Here is an 18746-nt window from a genome sequence, read left to right as displayed (position 1 = left end):
TGCGTCCGCACATCCTGGGTGGAGTTCCACTGGGGGAGCGTGGATTCGGCCACATACCTTGATGAACAGGCAGCCCAGGGATGCTCGCGGTTCGGCGCGATGGCCGGTCAGGCGGTCCGGGCCAGCGCCCGTTCCAGGCGCTGACGGAACGGGGAGACGGGCGCGAGTTCAGACCAGATCGAGCGCACGAAACGCATTCCCGTGAGATCGCGGATCTCGTCCTCGCGCTGCTTCTCGGCGAAGACGACGTCGCCGGCGCTCTGGCCCGGCTTGAGCAGCCTCCCGTACTTCACGCGCCCGTCGAACTCGCTGAGCACGCCGCGGTCGCCCCGCTCGGGCCACGCGAAGTCAGTGACTCCGGCGAGGGAACCGTCAGCGCGACGCACCTCGAACTGGAGCACCGGAACCGGCAGGTGCCACTGATCGAACAGCCACCGCGCCCGGGACTCACCGACAGATCCTGACCGTCCGTCGGCCATCCGCAGCGGCTTCTCGAGGTGGTGGGTGAAGGGCCAGTGGCGTTGCAGTTCGTACGCCGCTTCGAGCTCGTCCCTCGTCAGCGAACCGGCTCGCAGGCCGGAGTCGAAGAGCGCCAGTGCGGCCTCAGGGGTCGCGCGTGAGGCTGCCTCGAGGACAGCACGAGCCGGTCGAACCATCCAGATGCCGCCCACCTCGACGAGATCGTCATCGAGGCAGAAACCCTCGTGGTGGACCAGGTCGCGCTCGATTCGCCCGGCGTCGCCGTCGAGTCGGGTGACGTGGACCCGGGACAGATCGACACCCCAGAGATCGATTCCATGGAACAACGTTGCCGAGACGTGGCTCAGCACAACATCCGGGCCGATCGATGCGAGGACGGCGAGGCATCGGATGCGATGTCGTGACAGCCCATCGGCAGCCGACCAGATCGAGCCGTCGACATAGGCGTTGCGGCGGATCCTGACCATCGCGCCGCTGCGCACGAGGCGGGTGATGTCGCGGTCCGCGTGACCGGCGGCCAAAAGTTCCTGGCGGGTGACGAACTGTCGTTGCTCGACGGGCATCGCCAAGGGGTTCATGCCGCCAGCGAGCCATGTCGGCGTCGTCGTACGTCCTGAGCTGAACTCGGGCTGGGGATTGACCGACCGTGAAGGCTGCAGGGGAGACCTGGTGGCCCACAGTCCCCTCGTTGGTTCATCACGGGATGTTGTGATCTCGACGCCTCCCTTGTGGAACTCCACTGGGGAAGCGCAGATTGGGCAACATACCTTGATGAACATCCCCGGAGATGCGGCGAAGGCCGCTCCCCGAGCGGGGAGCGGCCTTCGCTGGTGGAACTGGTGGCTCAGTAGCCCTGCTTGATCGCCTCGCGCAGGTCCTTGTTGAGCTGGGAGATCACGTCGAGCGGGATCTCCTTGGGGCACGCCGAGGCGCACTCACCGATGTTGGTGCAGCCACCGAAGCCCTCGTGGTCGTGCTGGGCGACCATGGTCGCGACACGCGAGTAGCGCTCCGGCTGGCCCTGCGGCAGCTCACCCAGGTGGGTGATCTTGGCGCCGAGGAACAGTGAGGCCGAGCCGTTCGGGCAGGCCGCGACGCAGGCGCCGCAGCCGATGCAGGTCGCCACGTTGAAGGCGCGCAGCGCCTTGTCGCGGGGCGCCGGCACCGAGTTGGCCTCGGGAGCCGAACCGGTGTTGGCCGAGATGTAGCCACCGTTGGAGATGATCCGGTCGAACGCACCGCGGTCGACGATCAGGTCCTTGATGATCGGGAACGAGCCCGAGCGCCACGGCTCGATGGTGATCGTCTCGCCGTCGTTGAACGAACGCATGTGCAGCTGGCAGGTCGTGGTGACCTCCGGGCCGTGCGCCTCGCCGTTGATCATCAGCGAGCACATGCCGCAGATGCCCTCGCGGCAGTCGGAGTCGAACGCGATCGGCTCCTCGCCACCGTGCAGGAGCTGCTCGTTGAGCAGGTCCAGCATCTCGAGGAACGACATGTCGGAGGAGACACCGTCGAGGGAGTAGGTGTGCAGAGCACCCGCGGCCTCCGATGAGGCCTGACGCCAGATCTTGAGCGTGAGCTTCACTTGTAGGACCTCTGCTTCATCTCGATTGCGGTGTAGATCAGGTCTTCCTTGTGCAGGATCGGGTTCCCGCCCTCAAGCGAGTCACCGCCCCACTCCCACGCGGCGACGTAGGCGAACTCGTCGTCGTGACGCATGGCCTCGCCGTCCTCGGTCTGGGACTCGGCACGGAAGTGACCACCGCAGGACTCGCGGCGGTTCAGAGCGTCGATGCACATCAGTTCACCGAGCTCGATGAAGTCGGCCACGCGGCCGGCCTTCTCCAGGTCCTGGTTGAGGTCGTCGGCCGAACCGAGCACCTTCACGTTGGTCCAGAACTCCTGCTTCAGCGCCCGGATCTTGCCGATCGCCTCGGTCAGACCCTCCTTGGTGCGCTCCATCCCGCAGTACTCCCACATGATGGTGCCGAGCTCCTTGTGGAAGGACTCCACCGAGCGCTCGCCGTTGATCGACATGAACTTGTCGATCTGCGCCTGGACGCCGGCCTGGGCCTCGAGCACGGCCGGGTGGTCCGCGGCGACGGGCTCGAACGGGCCGTCGGCGAGGTACTCGCGGATCGTGTTCGGCAGCACGAAGTAGCCGTCGGACAGACCCTGCATCAGCGCCGAGGCACCGAGCCGGTTGGCACCGTGGTCGGAGAAGTTGGCCTCACCGGCGCAGTACAGGCCCGGGATGTTGGTGGACAGCTCGTAGTCGACCCAGAGGCCACCCATGACGTAGTGCACCGCGGGGTAGATCCGCATCGGCAGCTGGTACGGGTCCTCGCCGGTGATCCGGGCGTACATGTCGAGCAGGTTGTCGTACTTCTCCTCGATCGCCTCCTTGCCCAGGCGGGCGATCGCGGCGGTGAGGTCGAGGTAGACACCACGACGACGCTTGACCGGGTTGCCGTCCGCGTCGACCTCGTCGACCTCGGGACCGACACCGCGACCCTCGTCGCACATGTACTTCGCAGCACGCGAGGCGATGTCGCGGGGGACCAGGTTGCCGAACGACGGGTAGATCCGCTCCAGGAAGTAGTCGCGGTCGTCCTCGGCGATCTCGCGCGGGTCCTTGCCGGCGTCCGCAGCGTTCTTGGGCACCCACATCCGACCGTCGTTGCGCAGCGACTCACTCATCAGGGTGAGCTTCGACTGGTGCGCGCCGGTGACCGGGATGCAGGTCGGGTGGATCTGCGTGTAGCAGGGGTTGGCCATGTAGGCGCCCTTGCGGTGCGCACGCCACGCGGCGGTGACGTTGGAGCCCATCGCGTTGGTCGACAGGTAGTAGACGTTGCCGTAACCACCGGAGGCGAGCACGACGACGTCGGCCAGGTGGGTCTCGATCGCGCCGGTGACCATGTCACGGGCGATGATCCCGCGGGCGCGACCGTCGACGATGATCACGTCGAGCATCTCGTGCCGGTTGTAGGGCTCGACGGTGCCGGCAGCGACCTGGCGCTCGAGGGCCTGGTAGGCACCGAGCAGGAGCTGCTGACCGGTCTGGCCACGGGCGTAGAACGTCCGGGAGACCTGGACGCCACCGAAGGAGCGGTTGTCGAGCAGGCCGCCGTACTCGCGCGCGAAGGGGACACCCTGCGCGACGCACTGGTCGATGATGTTCGCGCTGACCTCGGCCAGGCGGTACACGTTCGACTCGCGGGCGCGGTAGTCGCCGCCCTTCACCGTGTCGTAGAAGAGGCGGTACGTCGAGTCGCCGTCCTCCTTGTAGTTCTTCGCCGCGTTGATGCCGCCCTGGGCGGCGATCGAGTGCGCCCGGCGCGGGGAGTCCTGGTAGAAGAACGACTTCACGTGGTAGCCGGCTTCACCGAGCGTCGCGGCGGCCGCGCCACCGGCGAGGCCGGTGCCCACGATGATCACCGAGAGCTTGCGACGGTTGGCCGGGTTCACCAGGCGGTTGTCGAACTTGCGGTTCGTCCAGCGGGTCGCGATCGGCCCGGTCGGCGCCTTGGCGTCGACGAGCTTGTCGCCGAGCGTGTAGAAGCCGGCTGCGTCGTCGGACTTCTGGACCGGAGCCTCGTTGGTCGGCTGGGGGTTCAGGAGGTCAAGAGATGCCACTGTGCTGCCGCCTTCAGTTCGAGATCACGCCGAAGAGCGTGAAGAGAGGGACCAACGAGAAACCGCCCGCGATGACGATCGCGACGATCCAGCCGAACGAGCGAGCGCGAGCGCGCGACGCGGCGGTGTTGGTCAGGCCGAGGGTCTGGCAGGCACTGAAGGTGCCGTGGTGCAGGTGGAAGCCCAGCGCGAGCATGGCGAGCAGGTAGATGACCGTCATCCACCACTCGCTGTCGGAGAAGGCGTTCACCAGCAGGGCGTACGGGTCGTCGACACCCTTGTCGCCGGTGGAGATGTCGACCTTGACGATCGTGAACTGGAGCAGGTGCCAGATCAGGAAGAGCAGGATCGTCAGACCGCCCCAGCGCATCGTGCGCGAGGAGAGGGACGACGCCTTGTTCTTCTTCACCTGGTACTTGACCGGGCGAGCCTTGGCGGCACGGCGGGTCAGCGAGATCGCGCTGCCCACGTGCACGATCAGGGCACCCAGCAGCACCACCCGGATGATCCACAGGGCGCCGGCGTAGGGAAGCATCGGCGTCCCCAGCGTGCGCAGGTGCTCCGCATACTCGTTGTAGGCATCGTGGCCCCCGAAGGCCTTCAGATTGCCGTACATATGCAGAAGCACGAACAGGATGAAGACGATGCCGCTGATGGCCATGGCCAGCTTCAGCGCGATCGTCGAGTGCGTCGAGCGCACACCTTTGACGAGTTCGGTCGTTGCCACGTTGGGGCACGTTACTCGCCGTGACCTGCAGCACGTCATCGGGGGCGGTGTGACATACGCCCGGTTACTGGCGGGTCACCAACCGACACTTAGCGTGCGTTCAGTTTCTGGAACGATCAAGGCGATTCTGAGATCGTCCGGCTACTTCCCGAGCACGAGTGCGATCTTGGTGCCCTTCTTCGCCTGGGTCCCGGCCGGGATGTTCTGGCTCAGGACCTTGCCGCGCTTCTTCTTCGGACCCTTCTTCTTCTTGGTCGGACCGACCGCACAGTGCGCCGCCTTCAACGACTGGATCGCCTGGGCGAGGGTCTTGCCGGTCAGCTTCGGAACCGCGCAGTACGTGATCGGTTCTGGACGAGGGCAGACGTTGTCGCTGAAGGAGCCGTTGGTCCCGTTCGCGATGGTGTCGGTCCCGCAGCTCTGGTGGATCGTGCCGGTCGCGGGCACGACCCCGGTGCCGTTGCCGGCGAGGAGCGAGTGGGCGACCCAGGTGACGGAGCCCGAGGCAGCACGCAGCGCGGTCCCGGAGGCAAGGATCGTCGTCCGGTCGAACGTCGCGTTGACCGGATGGCCGGTCGCCGGCGTCAGGTTGATGCCGGCGGCACAGGCGCCAGTGATCGAGAGGTCGTGCGCCGAGAGCGAGAAGGGCGCCGAGCCCGTCGCCGAGCCGGTGTACGAGATGCCCGTCTGGAACCCGTCGATCCGCACGTTCTCGAGGGTGAGGGAGCGTCCGCCGGTGATCAGGATGCCCGTGGATCCGTCACAGCCGTTGCCATCGAGGCTGAGGTTCCGGAGCACCACGTCATCCGTCGGCCCCGCATTGACGACGATCCCGGAGCCGCTCACCGTCTGGACCCCTGCGTAGGTACCGCTGCCGTCGAGTGTGAACGCCTTGGAGACGGTGACGGCTCCGCCGTCGACCGGGTCGACCACGGAGATGCTCCCGGAGCTCACGGTCTTGGTGATGGCGCCGGCGAACGTGCGGCACGGCGCGGTCCGCGAACACGGATTCATGTCGTCGCCGACTCCAGAGATCCAGGTGCGGGTAGCCCCGGACCCTGCGGGGGGCCGGACGACGGGGGCCGGCGGTGCCTGTCCGGCCGCCGAGCTGGCCACAGTTCCGGTGCTGCACTGGGTGCTGGTGACGGTGCCGTTGGTCGCGTTCCCCGACAGGGTCACGCCGCACGAGACGCGTGCCGTTCCGCCGGCGGAGGTGTCGACCGCGACCCGGTTGGAGTCGATCGAGCTCGTCGCTGCCCAGAAGGTGGCGTTCGGGGCAGTCTTGATCCCGGTGCCACCGCTGCTGACCCGCGACTGGGCGAGCACGGTCGTCACCGAGCCGGCGCCGGTCGGAGCGAGGTTCATCCCGGTCGTGCAGCTGTCGGCGATGGTGCTGTTCGTGATCGACAGCGTGGAGGACGGCGTGGTGGTCAGCGCGTTGATCCCCAGCGGGAACCCGGTGATTCGGAGGTGGTCCAGGGTGACGGAGCGGGCGCTGGTGACGCGCACGCCGGCGATCGAGTTGCACGCCTCGCCGATGAGATCGATGTTGCGCAGGATGACGTCGTCGCCGGGACCCGCGGCCACGATGATGCCGGTGGTGCTCGCTGCCAGGATGCTGGCCATCGCGGGACCGCCGTCGATGGTGATCGCCTTGGTGATCGTGACGGTGCCGTAGCCGCCGGGGTCGAGGACGGTGATGGTGCCGCCGGCCGTTGTCTTGGAGATCGCCCCCGCGAACGTCTTGCACGGCGCGGTGCGGGTGCAGTCGTTGGCGTCGTCGCCGACACCTGACACCCAGGTCCGGGCAATTGCGGCCGCGTGGGCGGGCGCAGCGATCACCATGGGGAGCAGCGTGAGGCTCGCGACGACAGCAAGGATGCGGAACGGCTTCATGCCTCATGACGCTAGGGGCGTCGTCCTGCCGGGGGTATGGCTCAGGTGGGCTACCCTGGATGACAACTTAGCGATCGCTAACCTTCTGGAACGATCAAGGCCGTTCTGGCCGTCATCTACTTCACACTCGGTGGCGTCCGCCACACCGTGACTCTTAAGGTTGCCCTTCATGACCGAGGTCCCTGCCACGCTGCAGCCCGTGCCTCTGGCTCGTCCCCAGGACGATCACAGCCAGGCTGACTGGGAGGCTGCAGCTGCCGCCGTGCTCCGCAAGGCACGCAAGCTCACCGACGAAGACGCTGACTCCCTGGTGTGGGAGAAGCTCGGGCGCACCACGCTGGACGGCATCGCCGTCACGCCGCTGGGGCTTCCCGGGGGAGAGGTCGTGGCCGTGCGCCCGACCCGGGGCGGCGCGTGGGACATCCGGACCCTGATCAGTGCCGCACCGGGCGCCGACGGCACCAAGCTCGCCAACGAGGCCGCGCTGGTCGACCTCGACGGTGGGGTCACCAGCGTCTGGCTCGCCGCCGACGCCGGCACCGACGTCGCCGGGGTCCTCGCGGGCGTCCTGCTCGACCTGGCCCCGGTCGTCCTCGACGCCCCGACGGCACCCACGGCCGTGGCCGAGGCCTTCCTGGCGCTCCCCGGCGTCAAGCACGCTGACTCCAACCTCGGCCTCGACCCGCTCGGCGCGATGCTGCGCGACCTGCCGCTCGCGGTGGACGAGGCGATCGCCGAGCTCACCACGCTCGCCCGCAAGGCCTACCAGGCCGACGTCCGCGCCATCGTGGTCGACGGCACCGCTGCCCACGACCTCGGTGCCAGCGACGCCCAGGAGCTGGGCTGGGCGATCGCGGTCGGCACCGCCTACCTGCGGGCGCTGGTGGCCAACGACTTCACCGTCGACCAGGCGGCGGCGCTGATCGACTTCCGCCTCGCAGCGACCGACGAGCAGTTCCCGACCATCGCCAAGCTGCGCGCCGCCCGCACGCTCTGGGCGAGCGTGCTCACCCACTCCGGTGCCACCTCGACCGAGATGCGGATCCACGCGACCACGAGTCGGCCGATGTTCAGCAAGTACGACCCGTACGTGAACATGCTGCGCGGGACGGTGGCGGCCTTCGCTGCCGGCGTCGGTGGCGCCGACGCCGTGACGGTGCTGCCCTTCGACTCCGCCAACGGTCGTCCGGACGGCTTCGGTCGCCGGATCGCGCGCAACGTCTCCCACCTGCTGATCGACGAGTCCCACGTCGCCGCGGTCGCCGACCCGGCCGGCGGCTCGTACGCCGTCGAGCAGCTGACCAACGACCTCTCCCTGGCCGGTTGGACCCAGTTCCAGCAGCTCGAGGCGGAGTGGACCAGCGGGGCGTCCGTCGGAGCCGACTTCGCTCCGTTCCGTGAGCGGATCGCCTCCGTGGTCGCCCAGCGCGAGACGGGCATCGCGAAGCGGAAGCTGCCGCTGACCGGTCTGACCGAGTTCCCCAACCTCGCCGAGACCCTCCCGGTCCGCGAGGCCGACCCGCTCAACGACCGGGTCCGCCGCTACGGCGCGAGCTTCGAGGCCCTGCGCGACGAACCGGCCGAGAGCGACGTCTTCCTCGCCACGCTCGGCACGGTCGCCCAGCACACCGCTCGCGCGACCTTCGCCACCAACCTGCTGGCGACCGGCGGCATCGGCGTGGTCAGCGCGGGAGCGACGTCCGGCACCGAGGACCTCCTCGCCGCGTACGGCGGCCAGCGGGTCGTCATGCTCGCCGGCACCGACGACGCCTACGCGACCTGGGGCGCGGCCGCCGCCGCCGTCCTGCGCGAGGCCGGTGCGACCCACGTGATCGTCGCGGGCAAGCCCGCCGACTTCGCCGACGACGCCGCAGCCATGGGCGTCGACGCGCTCGCCTTCGTGACCCAGACCCGGAAGGAGCTGGGTTCATGAGCATCCCCGCGAACTTCAGCCAGATCCCGCTCAGCCTCGACGAGCTCGTCGAGCCGACCCTGCCGGTCGGCGCGGGCTGGACCAGCCCCGAGGGGATCGAGATCGCGCCGGCGTACACCGAGTCCGACCTGCTCGGTCTCGACGCGCTCGGCACGTTCCCCGGCCTGAGCCCGTTCCTGCGTGGCCCGTACCCGACGATGTACACCTCGCAGCCGTGGACGGTCCGGCAGTACGCCGGCTTCTCCACCGCCGAGGAGTCCAACGCGTTCTACCGGCGCAACCTCGCCGCCGGGCAGAAGGGGCTCTCGGTCGCCTTCGACCTGGCCACCCACCGCGGCTACGACTCCGACCACCCGCGGGTGCGCGGCGACGTCGGCATGGCCGGCGTCGCGATCGACTCGATCTACGACACCCGCACGCTCTTCGACGGCATCCCGCTCGACGAGATGTCGGTGTCGATGACGATGAACGGCGCGGTGCTGCCGGTGATGGCGCTCTACATCGCCGCCGCGGAGGAGCAGGGCGTGAAGCCCGCCCAGCTGGCCGGGACCATCCAGAACGACATCCTCAAGGAGTTCATGGTCCGCAACACCTACATCTACCCGCCGGCCGGGTCGATGCGGATCATCGGCGACATCTTCGCCTACACGGCCTCCAACATGCCGCGGTTCAACTCGATCTCGATCTCCGGCTACCACATGCAGGAGGCCGGAGCCACGGCCGACCTGGAGCTCGCCTACACGCTCGCCGACGGGGTGGAGTACATCCGCACCGGTCTGGACGCGGGCCTCGACATCGACGCGTTCGCGCCGCGGCTGTCGTTCTTCTGGGCGATCGGGATGAACTTCTTCATGGAGGTCGCCAAGATGCGTGCGGCCCGGGCGCTGTGGTCGCGCCTGGTCGCCGACTTCGAGCCGAAGTCGGCCAAGTCGCTCTCCCTGCGCACCCACTCGCAGACCTCGGGCTGGTCGCTGACCGCGCAGGACGTGTTCAACAACGTCGGCCGCACCGCGATCGAGGCGATGGCTGCGACCCAGGGGCACACGCAGTCGCTGCACACCAACGCGCTGGACGAGGCGATCGCGCTGCCGACCGACTTCTCCGCCCGGATCGCGCGCAACACCCAGCTGCTGCTGCAGCAGGAGTCCGGCACCACCGGCATCATCGACCCGTGGGCGGGCTCGTACTACGTCGAGAAGCTGACCCACGACCTGGCCACCCGCGCCTGGGCGCACATCCAGGAGGCCGAGGCCGCCGGCGGGATGGCGAAGGCGATCGAGCAGGGCATCCCGAAGATGCGGATCGAAGAGGCTGCCGCCCGCACCCAGGCCCGGATCGACTCCGGTAGCCAGAAGGTGATCGGCGTCAACACCTACCGGCTCCCGGCCGAGGACCCGCTCGACGTGCTCAAGGTCGACAACGACGAGGTCTACCGGTCCCAGATCGCCAAGCTGGAGCGGCTGCGCGCCGAGCGCAACAGCGACGACGTCACCGCCGCCCTCGACGCGCTGACCAACGCGGCCGGGGACTCGAAGAAGGGCAACCTGCTCGAGCTCGCCGTCGCCGCCGCCCGGGCGAAGGCGACCGTCGGAGAGATCTCCGACGCCGTCGAGAAGGCCTACGGCCGCCACCAGGCCGTGATCCGTACGATCTCCGGTGTGTACCGCGACGAAGCCACCACCGCCGGTGACGCCTCCGTCGACGAGGTCCTCGCCGCCACCGACGCGTTCGAGGAGGCCGAGGGCCGTCGTCCGCGCATCCTGGTCGCGAAGATGGGCCAGGACGGCCACGACCGCGGCCAGAAGGTGGTCGTGTCCGCCTTCGCCGACCTCGGCTTCGACGTCGACGTCGGCCCGCTGTTCTCCACCCCGGAGGAGGTCGCCCAGCAGGCCGTCGACGCCGACGTGCACATCGTGGGTGTCTCCTCCCTCGCGGCCGGACACCTCACCCTGCTGCCCGCCCTCAAGGCGGCGCTGGCGGAGGCTGGCCGGCCGGACATCATGATCGTCATCGGCGGCGTCATCCCGCCCGACGACGTACCGACCCTCAAGGAGATGGGTGCCGCCGAGGTCTTCGTGCCGGGCACCGTGATCGCCGACGCGGCGCTCGACCTCCTCGCACGGCTGCGAGCACAGCTCGACGCCTGAGACGGCGCCCCCGACCGGGCGCGACTCCGGCCTCCACCAACCGGTGGTGGCCGGAGTCGTCACGGCTCTGGTGGGGTTCACCTCCTCGTTCGCGGTCGTCCTGGCCGGCCTGCACGGCGTCGGCGCCGATGACGCCCAGGCGGTCAGCGGCCTGCTCTCGATGACGTGCGTCTTCGCCGTCATCATGGTCGGGCTCGCCGTGTGGACCCGGACCCCGCTGACGCTGGCCTGGTCCACGCCCGGGGCGGCACTGCTGGCCACCACCGGGACGGTGCACGGCGGGTGGCCGGCCGCGGTCGGCGCGTTCGTCCTCACCGGGGTGCTGATCGCCCTGACCGGGGTGATCGCGCCGCTGGGGCGGGCCGCGGCGGCGATCCCGGTCCCGCTCGCCCAGGCGATGCTCGCCGGGGTCCTGCTCGAGCTCTGCCTGGCTCCGTTCACCGCGCTGGCCGCCCATCCCGTCGCCGTCGCCCCGGTGATCCTGACCTGGCTGGTCGCCACCCGCTGGCTGCCGCGCTGGGCGGTGCCGCTGGCCCTGCTGGTGGCGCTCGCGGTGATCGCGATCTCGATCCTGCACGCCGACACCCCGCTGGCCGGTGTCGCCTGGTGGCCGCGGCTCGAGCTGACCACCCCGAGCCTGTCGCTGGAGGCGGTGACCGCGATCGCGCTACCGCTCACGGTGGTGACGATGGCCTCGCAGAACGTGCCCGGCGTCGCGGTGATGCGCAGCTTCGGCTTCTCCGTGCCGTGGCGGACGAGCATGATCTCGACCGGCCTCGGCACGGCGGTGGCGGCACCCTTCGGCACGCACGCGATCAACCTCGCCGCACTGTCGGCCGCGCTGGCAGCGGGGGAGGGGGCGGGACCACGGGAGCGCCGCTGGATCGCGCCGCTGAGCGCGGGAGCGACCTACCTGCTCCTCGCCGCCGGCTCGGGTGCCCTGGTCGCGCTGACCTCGCTCGCGCCGTCGGGGATCGTCGAGGCCGTGGCCGGCCTGGCACTGCTCGGCTCGTTCTCGGCAGCCATTCTCGGCGCGATCTCGGACGAACGGCACCGGCTCAGCTCCGTGGTCGCGTTCCTGGTCGCCGGGTCGGGGCTCCAGGTGGCCGGTGTCGGGGGTGCGTTCTGGGCGATCGTCGCCGGGCTGGTGGTGCGGTGGTGGCTGGAGCGCGAGCCGCGTGAGCCGGTGGAGCCGGTGGATCAGGGGCGGGCGACGTCTCGCGAGCGGTAGCCCTGCAGGTGGGCCGATCCTCCGTCACGGTCGGAGCCGTCGAACGCCTCGATGTTCCAGGAGATGATCCGGTGCGGACGCAGGAGGAGCGTTTCGGGACTGAACCCGAAGGCGAGGGGTGGGTCCCGTCGCACGATCTCGATCCCGCCGCGGAGCTCGACTCCCCGTCCGGTCTGTCCGAGGGGATTGGGAGTGGCGGACTGGTCATCAACGACCAGCGACACCCGGGGATCGGCGGTGACGTTGCGGAACTTCTGGCTGCGGGCGAGGTCGGGGCCGCCGATCTCGAGGAGATCGCCGTCGGGATCCACCCAGAACGCGACGGGATGAACCTGAGGACTGCCGTCCGGGCCGATCGTCGCCAGGCGCCCGAGGGGGTGCGTGGTCAGGTAGGCCACTCGGCCTCAGTGAGGATCACGCCTCGCTCCAGCGGCCGTAGACCAGCCGGAGGATCGCCTCGGCGAGCTCGTCGAGGCCCTGCTGCATCTCGTCGGCGGGACCGTCGGCGAGCTGGTTGAGCCGGTGCTCCCGCATCGCGTCGACCATGATCGCCAGGGTCTCGGCGGCGATCCCGTCCGGAGCGAGCCCGGCGGCTCGGTCTCGCTCGATCTTGGCGCCGAGGGCGTTCAGGAACCGGGACTTGGCGCCGTCGATGAACTCGACGAGGGGCGGGTAGTCGTCGCCGTACCCCTGCATGGAGCAGGCCAGGATCGGGCGGTTGTCGCGCCAGATCGCCGCGGCGCCCAGCAGCGACTCCTGCAGCGCCTCCGGGCTCGGCCCGGTCGAGGCCATCCAGCCGTGGGTCTGGCTGAAGAGGTCGCCGATCTCCTCCATCAGTCGGGCCAGGACGGCCTGCTTGGAGGGGAAGTAGAAGTAGAAGCTCGTCCGCGAGATCCCGGCGGCGCCGGCGATGTCGTCGATCGTCACCGAGGCCATCGACTTGTGGGCGAGCAGCTCGCGGACCGCCTCGAGGATCTGCCCCTCGCGCTCGTCGCCCTTGGAACGCCCCCCACGGCGCCGTACGACTTCGGTCTGCATGGCGCCCGATCCTAGCCGTGACAAATGTGATCGACGTATCGTCGACAGAAATCGACACAGTGTCGATTCGGTGCGTAGCGTTGCCCCCATGTCTTCTGCGTCCGCCCCGAACCGGGCCCGTCTGGTGCTGCCGACGATGGCTGCGGCCGTCTTCCTGCTCTCGATGATCCAGACCCTCGTCGTCCCGGCGCTGCCCCTGATCGAGAAGCAGCTCGGCGTGGACGCGACCACCGTCGGCTGGGTCACCACCGCGACGATGCTGACCGCGTCTGCGGTCACGCCGCTCCTGGGCCGGCTCGGTGACGTCTACGGGCAGAAGCCGGTGATCATCGCCGCGCTCGCGATCACGCTGGCGGGCAGCCTGATCGCCGCCACGACCCACTCGATCGAGTGGCTGATCGTGGCTCGCGTGCTGCAGGGAGCGAGCTTCGGCCTCTTCCCGCTGGCGATCAGCGTGCTGCGCCACGAGCTGCCGCCGGCCAAGTTGATCCCGGGGATGTCGATCACCGCCTCGGCGCTCGGCGTCGGCTCCGGCTTCGCCCTGGTCGCGACCGGGCTGCTCACCCGCGACGACGCCGACTACCGCCGGATCTTCTGGCTCTGCGTCGGCCTCACCCTCGTCGTCCTGATCGCCGCCATCACGACGCTCCCTCGTCGTGCCGGCCGTGGCGGTCGGGTCGATTACGTCGGCGCGCTCGTGCTCGCCGCCGGCCTCGTGGCCCTGCTCCTCCCAATTTCGCAGGGCCACGAGTGGGGCTGGGACTCGGCTCGCGTGATCGGCCTGTTCGTCGTCGCCGTGGTGCTGCTGGTCGGCTTCGTCGTGCTCCAGGACCGCTCCGCCGAGCCGCTGGTCGCCACCCGCCTGCTGGCTCACCGGCCGGTGCTGGCGACCAACCTGGCCAGCATGTGCGTCGGCTTCGCGATGTTCGCCGTCTTCCTCGGCGCGACCTACTTCGTCCAGACGCCGCCGGAGCTGACCGGCTTCGGCTTCGGTGCCAGCGTGCTGCGCACCAGCATCGTCTTCATGCTGCCCGGCGCTCTCGTCTCGATGGCGATGGGCCCGGTCGCCGGTCGCCTGGTGCAGGCCTACGGGCCGCGCGCCGTGCTGGTGCTGGCCAGCGTCGTCGGCGTGGTCGGAATGGTCCTGCTCACCACGCTGCACAGCACCGAGCTCGAGTTCATCGGTGCCCTGGTGGTCGCCAACGCCGCGATCGCCATCGCCTACGCCTCGATGCCGGCGCTGCTGGTCAGCAACGTCGACCCGCACGAGACCGGGATCGCGAACTCGATCAACTCGATCATGCGCACCATCGGTGCGGCGATCGGCTCCGCGCTGGTGATCACCATCCTGACCAGCGACGTCGTCACCCATGCCACGCCCGTCGGCCCGATCGAGCTGCCCGCCGAGAGTGCCTACGTGACCACGTTCGCCCTCGCCGCGGTCGCCTTCGCCGTCGCGGCGGGGTTGGCTCTGCTGGCCCGCAAGCCCGCGACCGACGCGCCCGTCGTCGCGACCGCTCCGGCCGTCGAGGTCGCCGAGGTCGCCGAGGTCGTCTGACTCGAGCGCCGGACGGTGCCCTCCAGGGGGTGACGTAGTCTCGAGATGAGACCCACGTCACAGGAGGGTGGATGGTGCATCGATCGTCGACGGCCGATCCCCGGTCCGTGCTGGAGCAGGCGCACGACGCGTTCGTGAGCACCGGTGAGGCCGACGAACGGGTGCGGCCGCTGGTGGTCGAGTCCTGGCGGCGCAGCATGCAGGGCGGACTCGACCCCGAGCGTGGTCTGGCCCCGCTCGAGCTGCGGGACGAGGCTCTCGAGGCGGCCCGGGCCGACCACCCGCTCGCCGTGGCGATGCCGGTCATCCGGCGCCTGCTCGTCGAGGACGCGGCCGACGCCGGCCTGATGGTCGCGCTCTCCGACGCCGCGGGCCGGCTGCTCTGGGTCGAGGGCCCGAGCCGGTTGCGCGAGCAGATGGCCGGGATCCACTTCACCGCCGGCGCGACCTGGAGCGAGGACCGGGCCGGCACCAACGCGCCGGGCACCGCACTCGCCCTGGACCGTCCGGTGCAGATCCACGCCGCCGAGCACCTGCTCCGTCCCGTCACCCCGTGGAGCTGTGCCGCGGCACCGATCCACGACCCCGACACCGGGGCGATCCTCGGTGCGCTCGACCTCACCGGCGGGGACGACATCGCCGGTCCGCACGCCCTCTCCGTCGTCCGGGCGACCGTCGCCGCTGTCGAGCGCGAGCTCCAGCTGCACCGGCTGACGGCCCTCGCGGGCCGTCCGGCACCCGGTACGGCGACGTACCGGCTGCGCCTCCTCGGACTGCCGGCCGGCGTGATCGAGAGCGATCACGGGCTCACCCGGCTCAGCCTGCGCCATACCGAGCTGCTCACCCTGCTGGCCGCCCACCGCGACGGGATCAGCGGCGACGAGCTCGCGGTCGCGCTCAGCGACGGCGACCTGGCTCCGGTCACCCTGCGCGCCGAGATCTCCCGGCTGCGGGGCGCCCTCGGAGCGCTGGGGCTCACGTTGGAGGCCCGGCCGTACCGGCTCGACCCCCGCCTCGTCACCGACGTGGACGCCGTCCGGACCCGGCTCGCCGGGCGCGACGTCGGGGGAGCGGTCGACCTCTACCGCGGCGACCTGCTGCCGACCTCGGACGCTCCCGAGATCCGGCGGCTGCGGCACCGGCTGCGTGACCTGATCCGGGAGCAGCTGATCGCCGCCGGCGACCCCGACGCGCTGCTCCGCTTCGCCGACACCGAGCACGCCCGTGAGGACTGGGAGATCTGGCAGGCGGCCTACGACTCCCTCAATCCGGCCTCACCCCGGCTGGCCCGGGTGCGCGAGCACCTCGCGTTCCTGGACCGCGAGCTGCGCTGAGGCTGCAACGTTGCTGCAACTCCCGCCTGCCTAGCGTCGTCAGGGTCGGGCAACGGTGCCCGCGACTCGAGCACAAGGGAGTGCCAGATGGGCGTCTACGCGCAGCCGGGGACCGAGGGAAGCGTCGTCAGCTTCAAGCCCCGTTACGAGAACTGGATCGGCGGCGAGTGGGTCGCCCCGGTCAAGGGTGGCTACTTCGAGAACGTCTCGCCGGTCAACGGCAAGGTCTTCTGCGAGGTGGCCCGCGGGACGGCCGAGGACATCGACCTCGCCCTCGACGCCGCCCACCGGGCCGCACCCGCCTGGGGCAAGACCTCGGTCGCCGAACGGGCCGTCGTCCTCAACCAGATCGCCGACCGGATCGAGGCCAACCTCGAGATGCTCGCGGTCGCCGAGACCTGGGACAACGGCAAGCCGGTCCGCGAGACCAAGGCCGCCGACCTGCCGCTGGCGGTCGACCACTTCCGCTACTTCGCCGGCGCGATCCGCGCCCAGGAGGGGCACCTGTCCCAGCTCGACGAGGACACCGTCGCCTACCACTTCCACGAGCCGCTCGGCGTGGTCGGTCAGATCATCCCTTGGAACTTCCCCATCCTGATGGCGACGTGGAAGCTCGCCCCCGCGCTGGCCGCCGGCAATGCCGTCGTACTCAAGCCGGCGGAGCAGACCCCGGCCTCGATCCTGGTGCTGATGGAACTGATCGCTGACCTGCTCCCTCCCGGCGTGGTCAACGTGGTCAACGGCTTCGGGGTCGAGGCCGGCAAGCCGCTGGCGTCGTCGAGCCGGATCCGCAAGATCGCCTTCACCGGGGAGACCACCACCGGGCGGCTGATCATGCAGTACGCCAGCCAGAACCTCATCCCGGTCACCCTCGAGCTCGGTGGGAAGAGCCCGAACATCTTCTTCGAGGACGTGATGGCCTCCGACGACGCGTTCAGCGACAAGGCGCTCGAAGGCTTCGCGATGTTCGCGCTCAACCAGGGCGAGGTCTGCACCTGCCCGAGCCGTGGCCTGATCCAGCAGTCGATCTACGACCTGTTCCTGTCGGCGGCCACCGACCGGGTGAAGAAGATCGTGCAGGGCAACCCGCTCGACGACGCCACCATGATCGGCGCCCAGGCGAGCAACGACCAGCTCGAGAAGATCCTGTCCTACATCAAGATCGGGACCGAGGAGGGCGCCAAGGTCCTGATCGGTGGCGAACGGGTCGACCTCGGCGGGGACTTCACGGACGGGTTCTACGTCGCGCCGACGATCTTCGAGGGCACGAACAAGATGCGGATCTTCCAGGAGGAGATCTTCGGGCCGGTGGTGTCGGTGACGAGCTTCACCGACTTCGACGACGCGATGAGCATCGCCAACGACACGCTGTACGGGCTCGGGGCCGGGGTCTGGTCGCGCGACACCAACACCGCCTACCGGGCCGGGCGCGAGATCCAGGCCGGCCGGGTGTGGACGAACTGCTACCACGCCTATCCGGCGCACGCGGCGTTCGGCGGCTACAAGTCCTCGGGCATCGGCCGGGAGAACCACCAGCAGATGCTCGACCACTACCAGCAGACCAAGAACCTCCTGGTCTCGTACTCCCCGAACGCCCAGGGCTTCTTCTGATGCCTCAACCCGCCAGGGTCGCGTTCACGCCTGAAGCCGTCGACCTCGTACGGCGGCTTCAGGCTGAGCACGGCCGGGTGATGTTCCACCAGTCCGGCGGGTGCTGCGACGGCTCGTCGCCGATGTGCTTCCCTCACGGGGAGTTCATCACCAGCGAGGCCGACGTACTCCTCGGGGAGCTCGATGTCGACGCCCCCGAACCGGTGGAGGTCTGGATGTCGAAGGAGCAGTTCGGCTACTGGTCCCACACCCACCTGACGATCGACGTCGTCCCGGGCCGGGGAGCGGGGTTCTCGCTGGAGGCCCCGCTGGGGGTGCGGTTCCTGATCCGGTCGCGGCTGTTCACCGACGAGGAGGCGAGCCGCTTGGAGGAGGTCAGGTGACGGGCAGTCCGGTGTCGCGGATCAGGTAGATCCAGGGGAAGGCCTTGCAGCCGATCTGCCAGCCGTCGGCTTCGTAGTGCCGCGGCCACCTCACCCAGGCGACCCGGCGGTGCTCCCACTGAGTGTGGGTACGGACCATGCGGTGTCGCAGGATGCCGGCGCCGACGGTGTGCCAGCCGAGCTGCCCGGCGAGCTCGAGCTCGCTCAGCTCGTCGAAGACGGTGACCGGCCCGAGCCAGCGCTCCTCGTCGCCGAGCGGGTCGTCTCGGTCCTCGCGAGCACCGAAGCGTTGCTGGACGGCCTGGCGGCTCATGCCGAGCTCGGAGCCGATGGCGGCCCAGCTCTGCCCGGCCGAGCGGGCTGCGACGACCGACTGGCGAAGCAGGTCGGCCACGATCGAGTCGGCGGCCGCCGTTCGCCGGACGAGCGCGAGCTCCGAGTCGGCGTCCGCATCGTCGAGCCGCGACGCGAGGATGACCTCGCCGAGCGCGTCGGCGAGATCTCCGCGCGCGGTCATTCGCCGTCGCCGTCCCGGCTCGGCAGCCAGTCCGACGAGCCTCGGCCGTCCTGGGTGCCCGCGGTGCCACGCGAGCGCAGGTCCGAGGAGATCAGGAAGACCCCGATCAGGGTGAGCGCGATGCCCGCACCGAGGAGCAGCCCACCGAGCCACCCGTCGAGCAGCCGGCTGAGCAGGATGAGGGCGATACCGGGCAGGACGCTGGCCGCGCCGCGAGCGGGAGTGGGAGTGGATGCGGACGTCATCAGT

16 protein-coding genes are annotated in these 18746 nt (G+C 69.7%); 7 read left to right on the top strand and 9 right to left on the bottom strand.

Annotated features, from left to right (window positions below; genetic code table 11):
• Positions 1-107: 107 nt before the first annotated feature.
• The 5 genes from ACZ5J1_RS12820 to ACZ5J1_RS12800 all read right to left on the bottom strand — a co-directional run bounded on the left by ACZ5J1_RS12820 (position 108) and on the right by ACZ5J1_RS12800 (position 6745).
• Positions 108-1058, bottom strand: coding sequence for a type IV toxin-antitoxin system AbiEi family antitoxin domain-containing protein (locus ACZ5J1_RS12820; RefSeq protein WP_464559361.1), 951 nt, complete (start codon positions 1056-1058; stop codon positions 108-110).
• Positions 1059-1324: 266 nt separating this feature from the next.
• Complete coding sequence (locus ACZ5J1_RS12815) at positions 1325-2068, bottom strand: succinate dehydrogenase/fumarate reductase iron-sulfur subunit (RefSeq protein ID WP_464559359.1); 744 nt, start codon at positions 2066-2068, stop codon at positions 1325-1327.
• A complete protein-coding gene (locus tag ACZ5J1_RS12810; protein WP_464564795.1) occupies positions 2065-4104 on the bottom strand; it encodes a fumarate reductase/succinate dehydrogenase flavoprotein subunit in 2040 nt (679 codons plus the stop codon). The genes ACZ5J1_RS12815 and ACZ5J1_RS12810 overlap by 4 nt, the downstream gene beginning before the upstream one ends.
• A gap of 31 nt (positions 4105-4135) precedes the next feature.
• Complete coding sequence (locus ACZ5J1_RS12805) at positions 4136-4849, bottom strand: succinate dehydrogenase cytochrome b subunit (RefSeq protein ID WP_464559357.1); 714 nt, start codon at positions 4847-4849, stop codon at positions 4136-4138.
• A 141-nt stretch (positions 4850-4990) separates the two neighbouring features.
• Positions 4991-6745: a PASTA domain-containing protein gene (locus ACZ5J1_RS12800; protein ID WP_464559355.1), complete on the bottom strand. Its 1755-nt coding sequence runs from the start codon at positions 6743-6745 to the stop codon at positions 4991-4993.
• A gap of 169 nt (positions 6746-6914) precedes the next feature.
• Here ACZ5J1_RS12800 and ACZ5J1_RS12795 point away from each other — a divergent pair, with 169 nt between their 5' ends.
• From ACZ5J1_RS12795 to ACZ5J1_RS12785, 3 genes are read left to right on the top strand one after another with little or no spacing between them, the layout of a single operon-like run.
• Positions 6915-8678 (top strand): methylmalonyl-CoA mutase family protein, encoded by a 1764-nt coding sequence (locus tag ACZ5J1_RS12795; RefSeq protein ID WP_464559353.1) that lies wholly within the window; start codon positions 6915-6917, stop codon positions 8676-8678.
• Positions 8675-10825 carry a methylmalonyl-CoA mutase gene (scpA, locus tag ACZ5J1_RS12790; protein WP_464559351.1) on the top strand — a complete coding sequence of 717 codons (2151 nt, stop codon included), beginning with the start codon at positions 8675-8677 and terminating at the stop codon, positions 10823-10825. Before ACZ5J1_RS12795 ends, scpA begins: the two co-directional genes overlap by 4 nt.
• Positions 10826-10871: 46 nt before the next feature.
• Positions 10872-12056, top strand: a complete 1185-nt coding sequence (locus tag ACZ5J1_RS12785) for a benzoate/H(+) symporter BenE family transporter (RefSeq protein ID WP_464559349.1) — start codon at positions 10872-10874, stop codon at positions 12054-12056.
• Here ACZ5J1_RS12785 and ACZ5J1_RS12780 read toward each other — a convergent pair.
• Together ACZ5J1_RS12780 and ACZ5J1_RS12775 are read right to left on the bottom strand one after the other, a co-directional pair.
• Positions 12026-12454, bottom strand: a complete 429-nt coding sequence (locus ACZ5J1_RS12780) for a PPOX class F420-dependent oxidoreductase (RefSeq protein ID WP_464559347.1) — start codon at positions 12452-12454, stop codon at positions 12026-12028. The genes ACZ5J1_RS12785 and ACZ5J1_RS12780 overlap by 31 nt on opposite strands.
• 16 nt (positions 12455-12470) lie before the next feature.
• Positions 12471-13094, bottom strand: coding sequence for a TetR/AcrR family transcriptional regulator (locus ACZ5J1_RS12775; protein WP_464559345.1), 624 nt, complete (start codon positions 13092-13094; stop codon positions 12471-12473).
• Positions 13095-13182: 88 nt separating this feature from the next.
• Here ACZ5J1_RS12775 and ACZ5J1_RS12770 point away from each other — a divergent pair, with 88 nt between their 5' ends.
• The 4 genes from ACZ5J1_RS12770 to ACZ5J1_RS12755 all read left to right on the top strand — a co-directional run bounded on the left by ACZ5J1_RS12770 (position 13183) and on the right by ACZ5J1_RS12755 (position 17980).
• Positions 13183-14652 carry an MFS transporter gene (locus tag ACZ5J1_RS12770; RefSeq protein WP_464559343.1) on the top strand — a complete coding sequence of 490 codons (1470 nt, stop codon included), beginning with the start codon at positions 13183-13185 and terminating at the stop codon, positions 14650-14652.
• 71 nt (positions 14653-14723) lie between these two features.
• On the top strand, positions 14724-15986 hold the full coding sequence (locus ACZ5J1_RS12765; protein WP_464559341.1) for a helix-turn-helix domain-containing protein: 1263 nt from the start codon (positions 14724-14726) through the stop codon (positions 15984-15986).
• A gap of 87 nt (positions 15987-16073) precedes the next feature.
• Positions 16074-17597, top strand: a complete 1524-nt coding sequence (gene exaC / locus ACZ5J1_RS12760; RefSeq protein ID WP_464559339.1) for an acetaldehyde dehydrogenase ExaC — start codon at positions 16074-16076, stop codon at positions 17595-17597.
• Positions 17597-17980 (top strand): DUF779 domain-containing protein, encoded by a 384-nt coding sequence (locus ACZ5J1_RS12755; protein ID WP_464559337.1) that lies wholly within the window; start codon positions 17597-17599, stop codon positions 17978-17980. The genes exaC and ACZ5J1_RS12755 overlap by 1 nt, the downstream gene beginning before the upstream one ends.
• On the opposite strand, the gene ACZ5J1_RS12750 is transcribed toward ACZ5J1_RS12755, so the two are convergent.
• Together ACZ5J1_RS12750 and ACZ5J1_RS12745 are read right to left on the bottom strand one after the other, a co-directional pair.
• Positions 17973-18497 (bottom strand): hypothetical protein, encoded by a 525-nt coding sequence (locus ACZ5J1_RS12750; RefSeq protein ID WP_464559335.1) that lies wholly within the window; start codon positions 18495-18497, stop codon positions 17973-17975. The genes ACZ5J1_RS12755 and ACZ5J1_RS12750 overlap by 8 nt on opposite strands.
• The gene (locus tag ACZ5J1_RS12745; RefSeq protein WP_464559333.1) at positions 18494-18742 is read right to left on the bottom strand and encodes a hypothetical protein; all 249 of its coding nucleotides are present in this window, start codon (positions 18740-18742) and stop codon (positions 18494-18496) included. Before ACZ5J1_RS12745 ends, ACZ5J1_RS12750 begins: the two co-directional genes overlap by 4 nt.
• Between the last annotated feature and the right edge of the window lie 4 nt (positions 18743-18746).

It is taken from the genome of Nocardioides sp. JCM 18999 (genome assembly GCF_055391175.1).
This window is presented reverse-complemented; position numbering and strand designations above follow the sequence as displayed.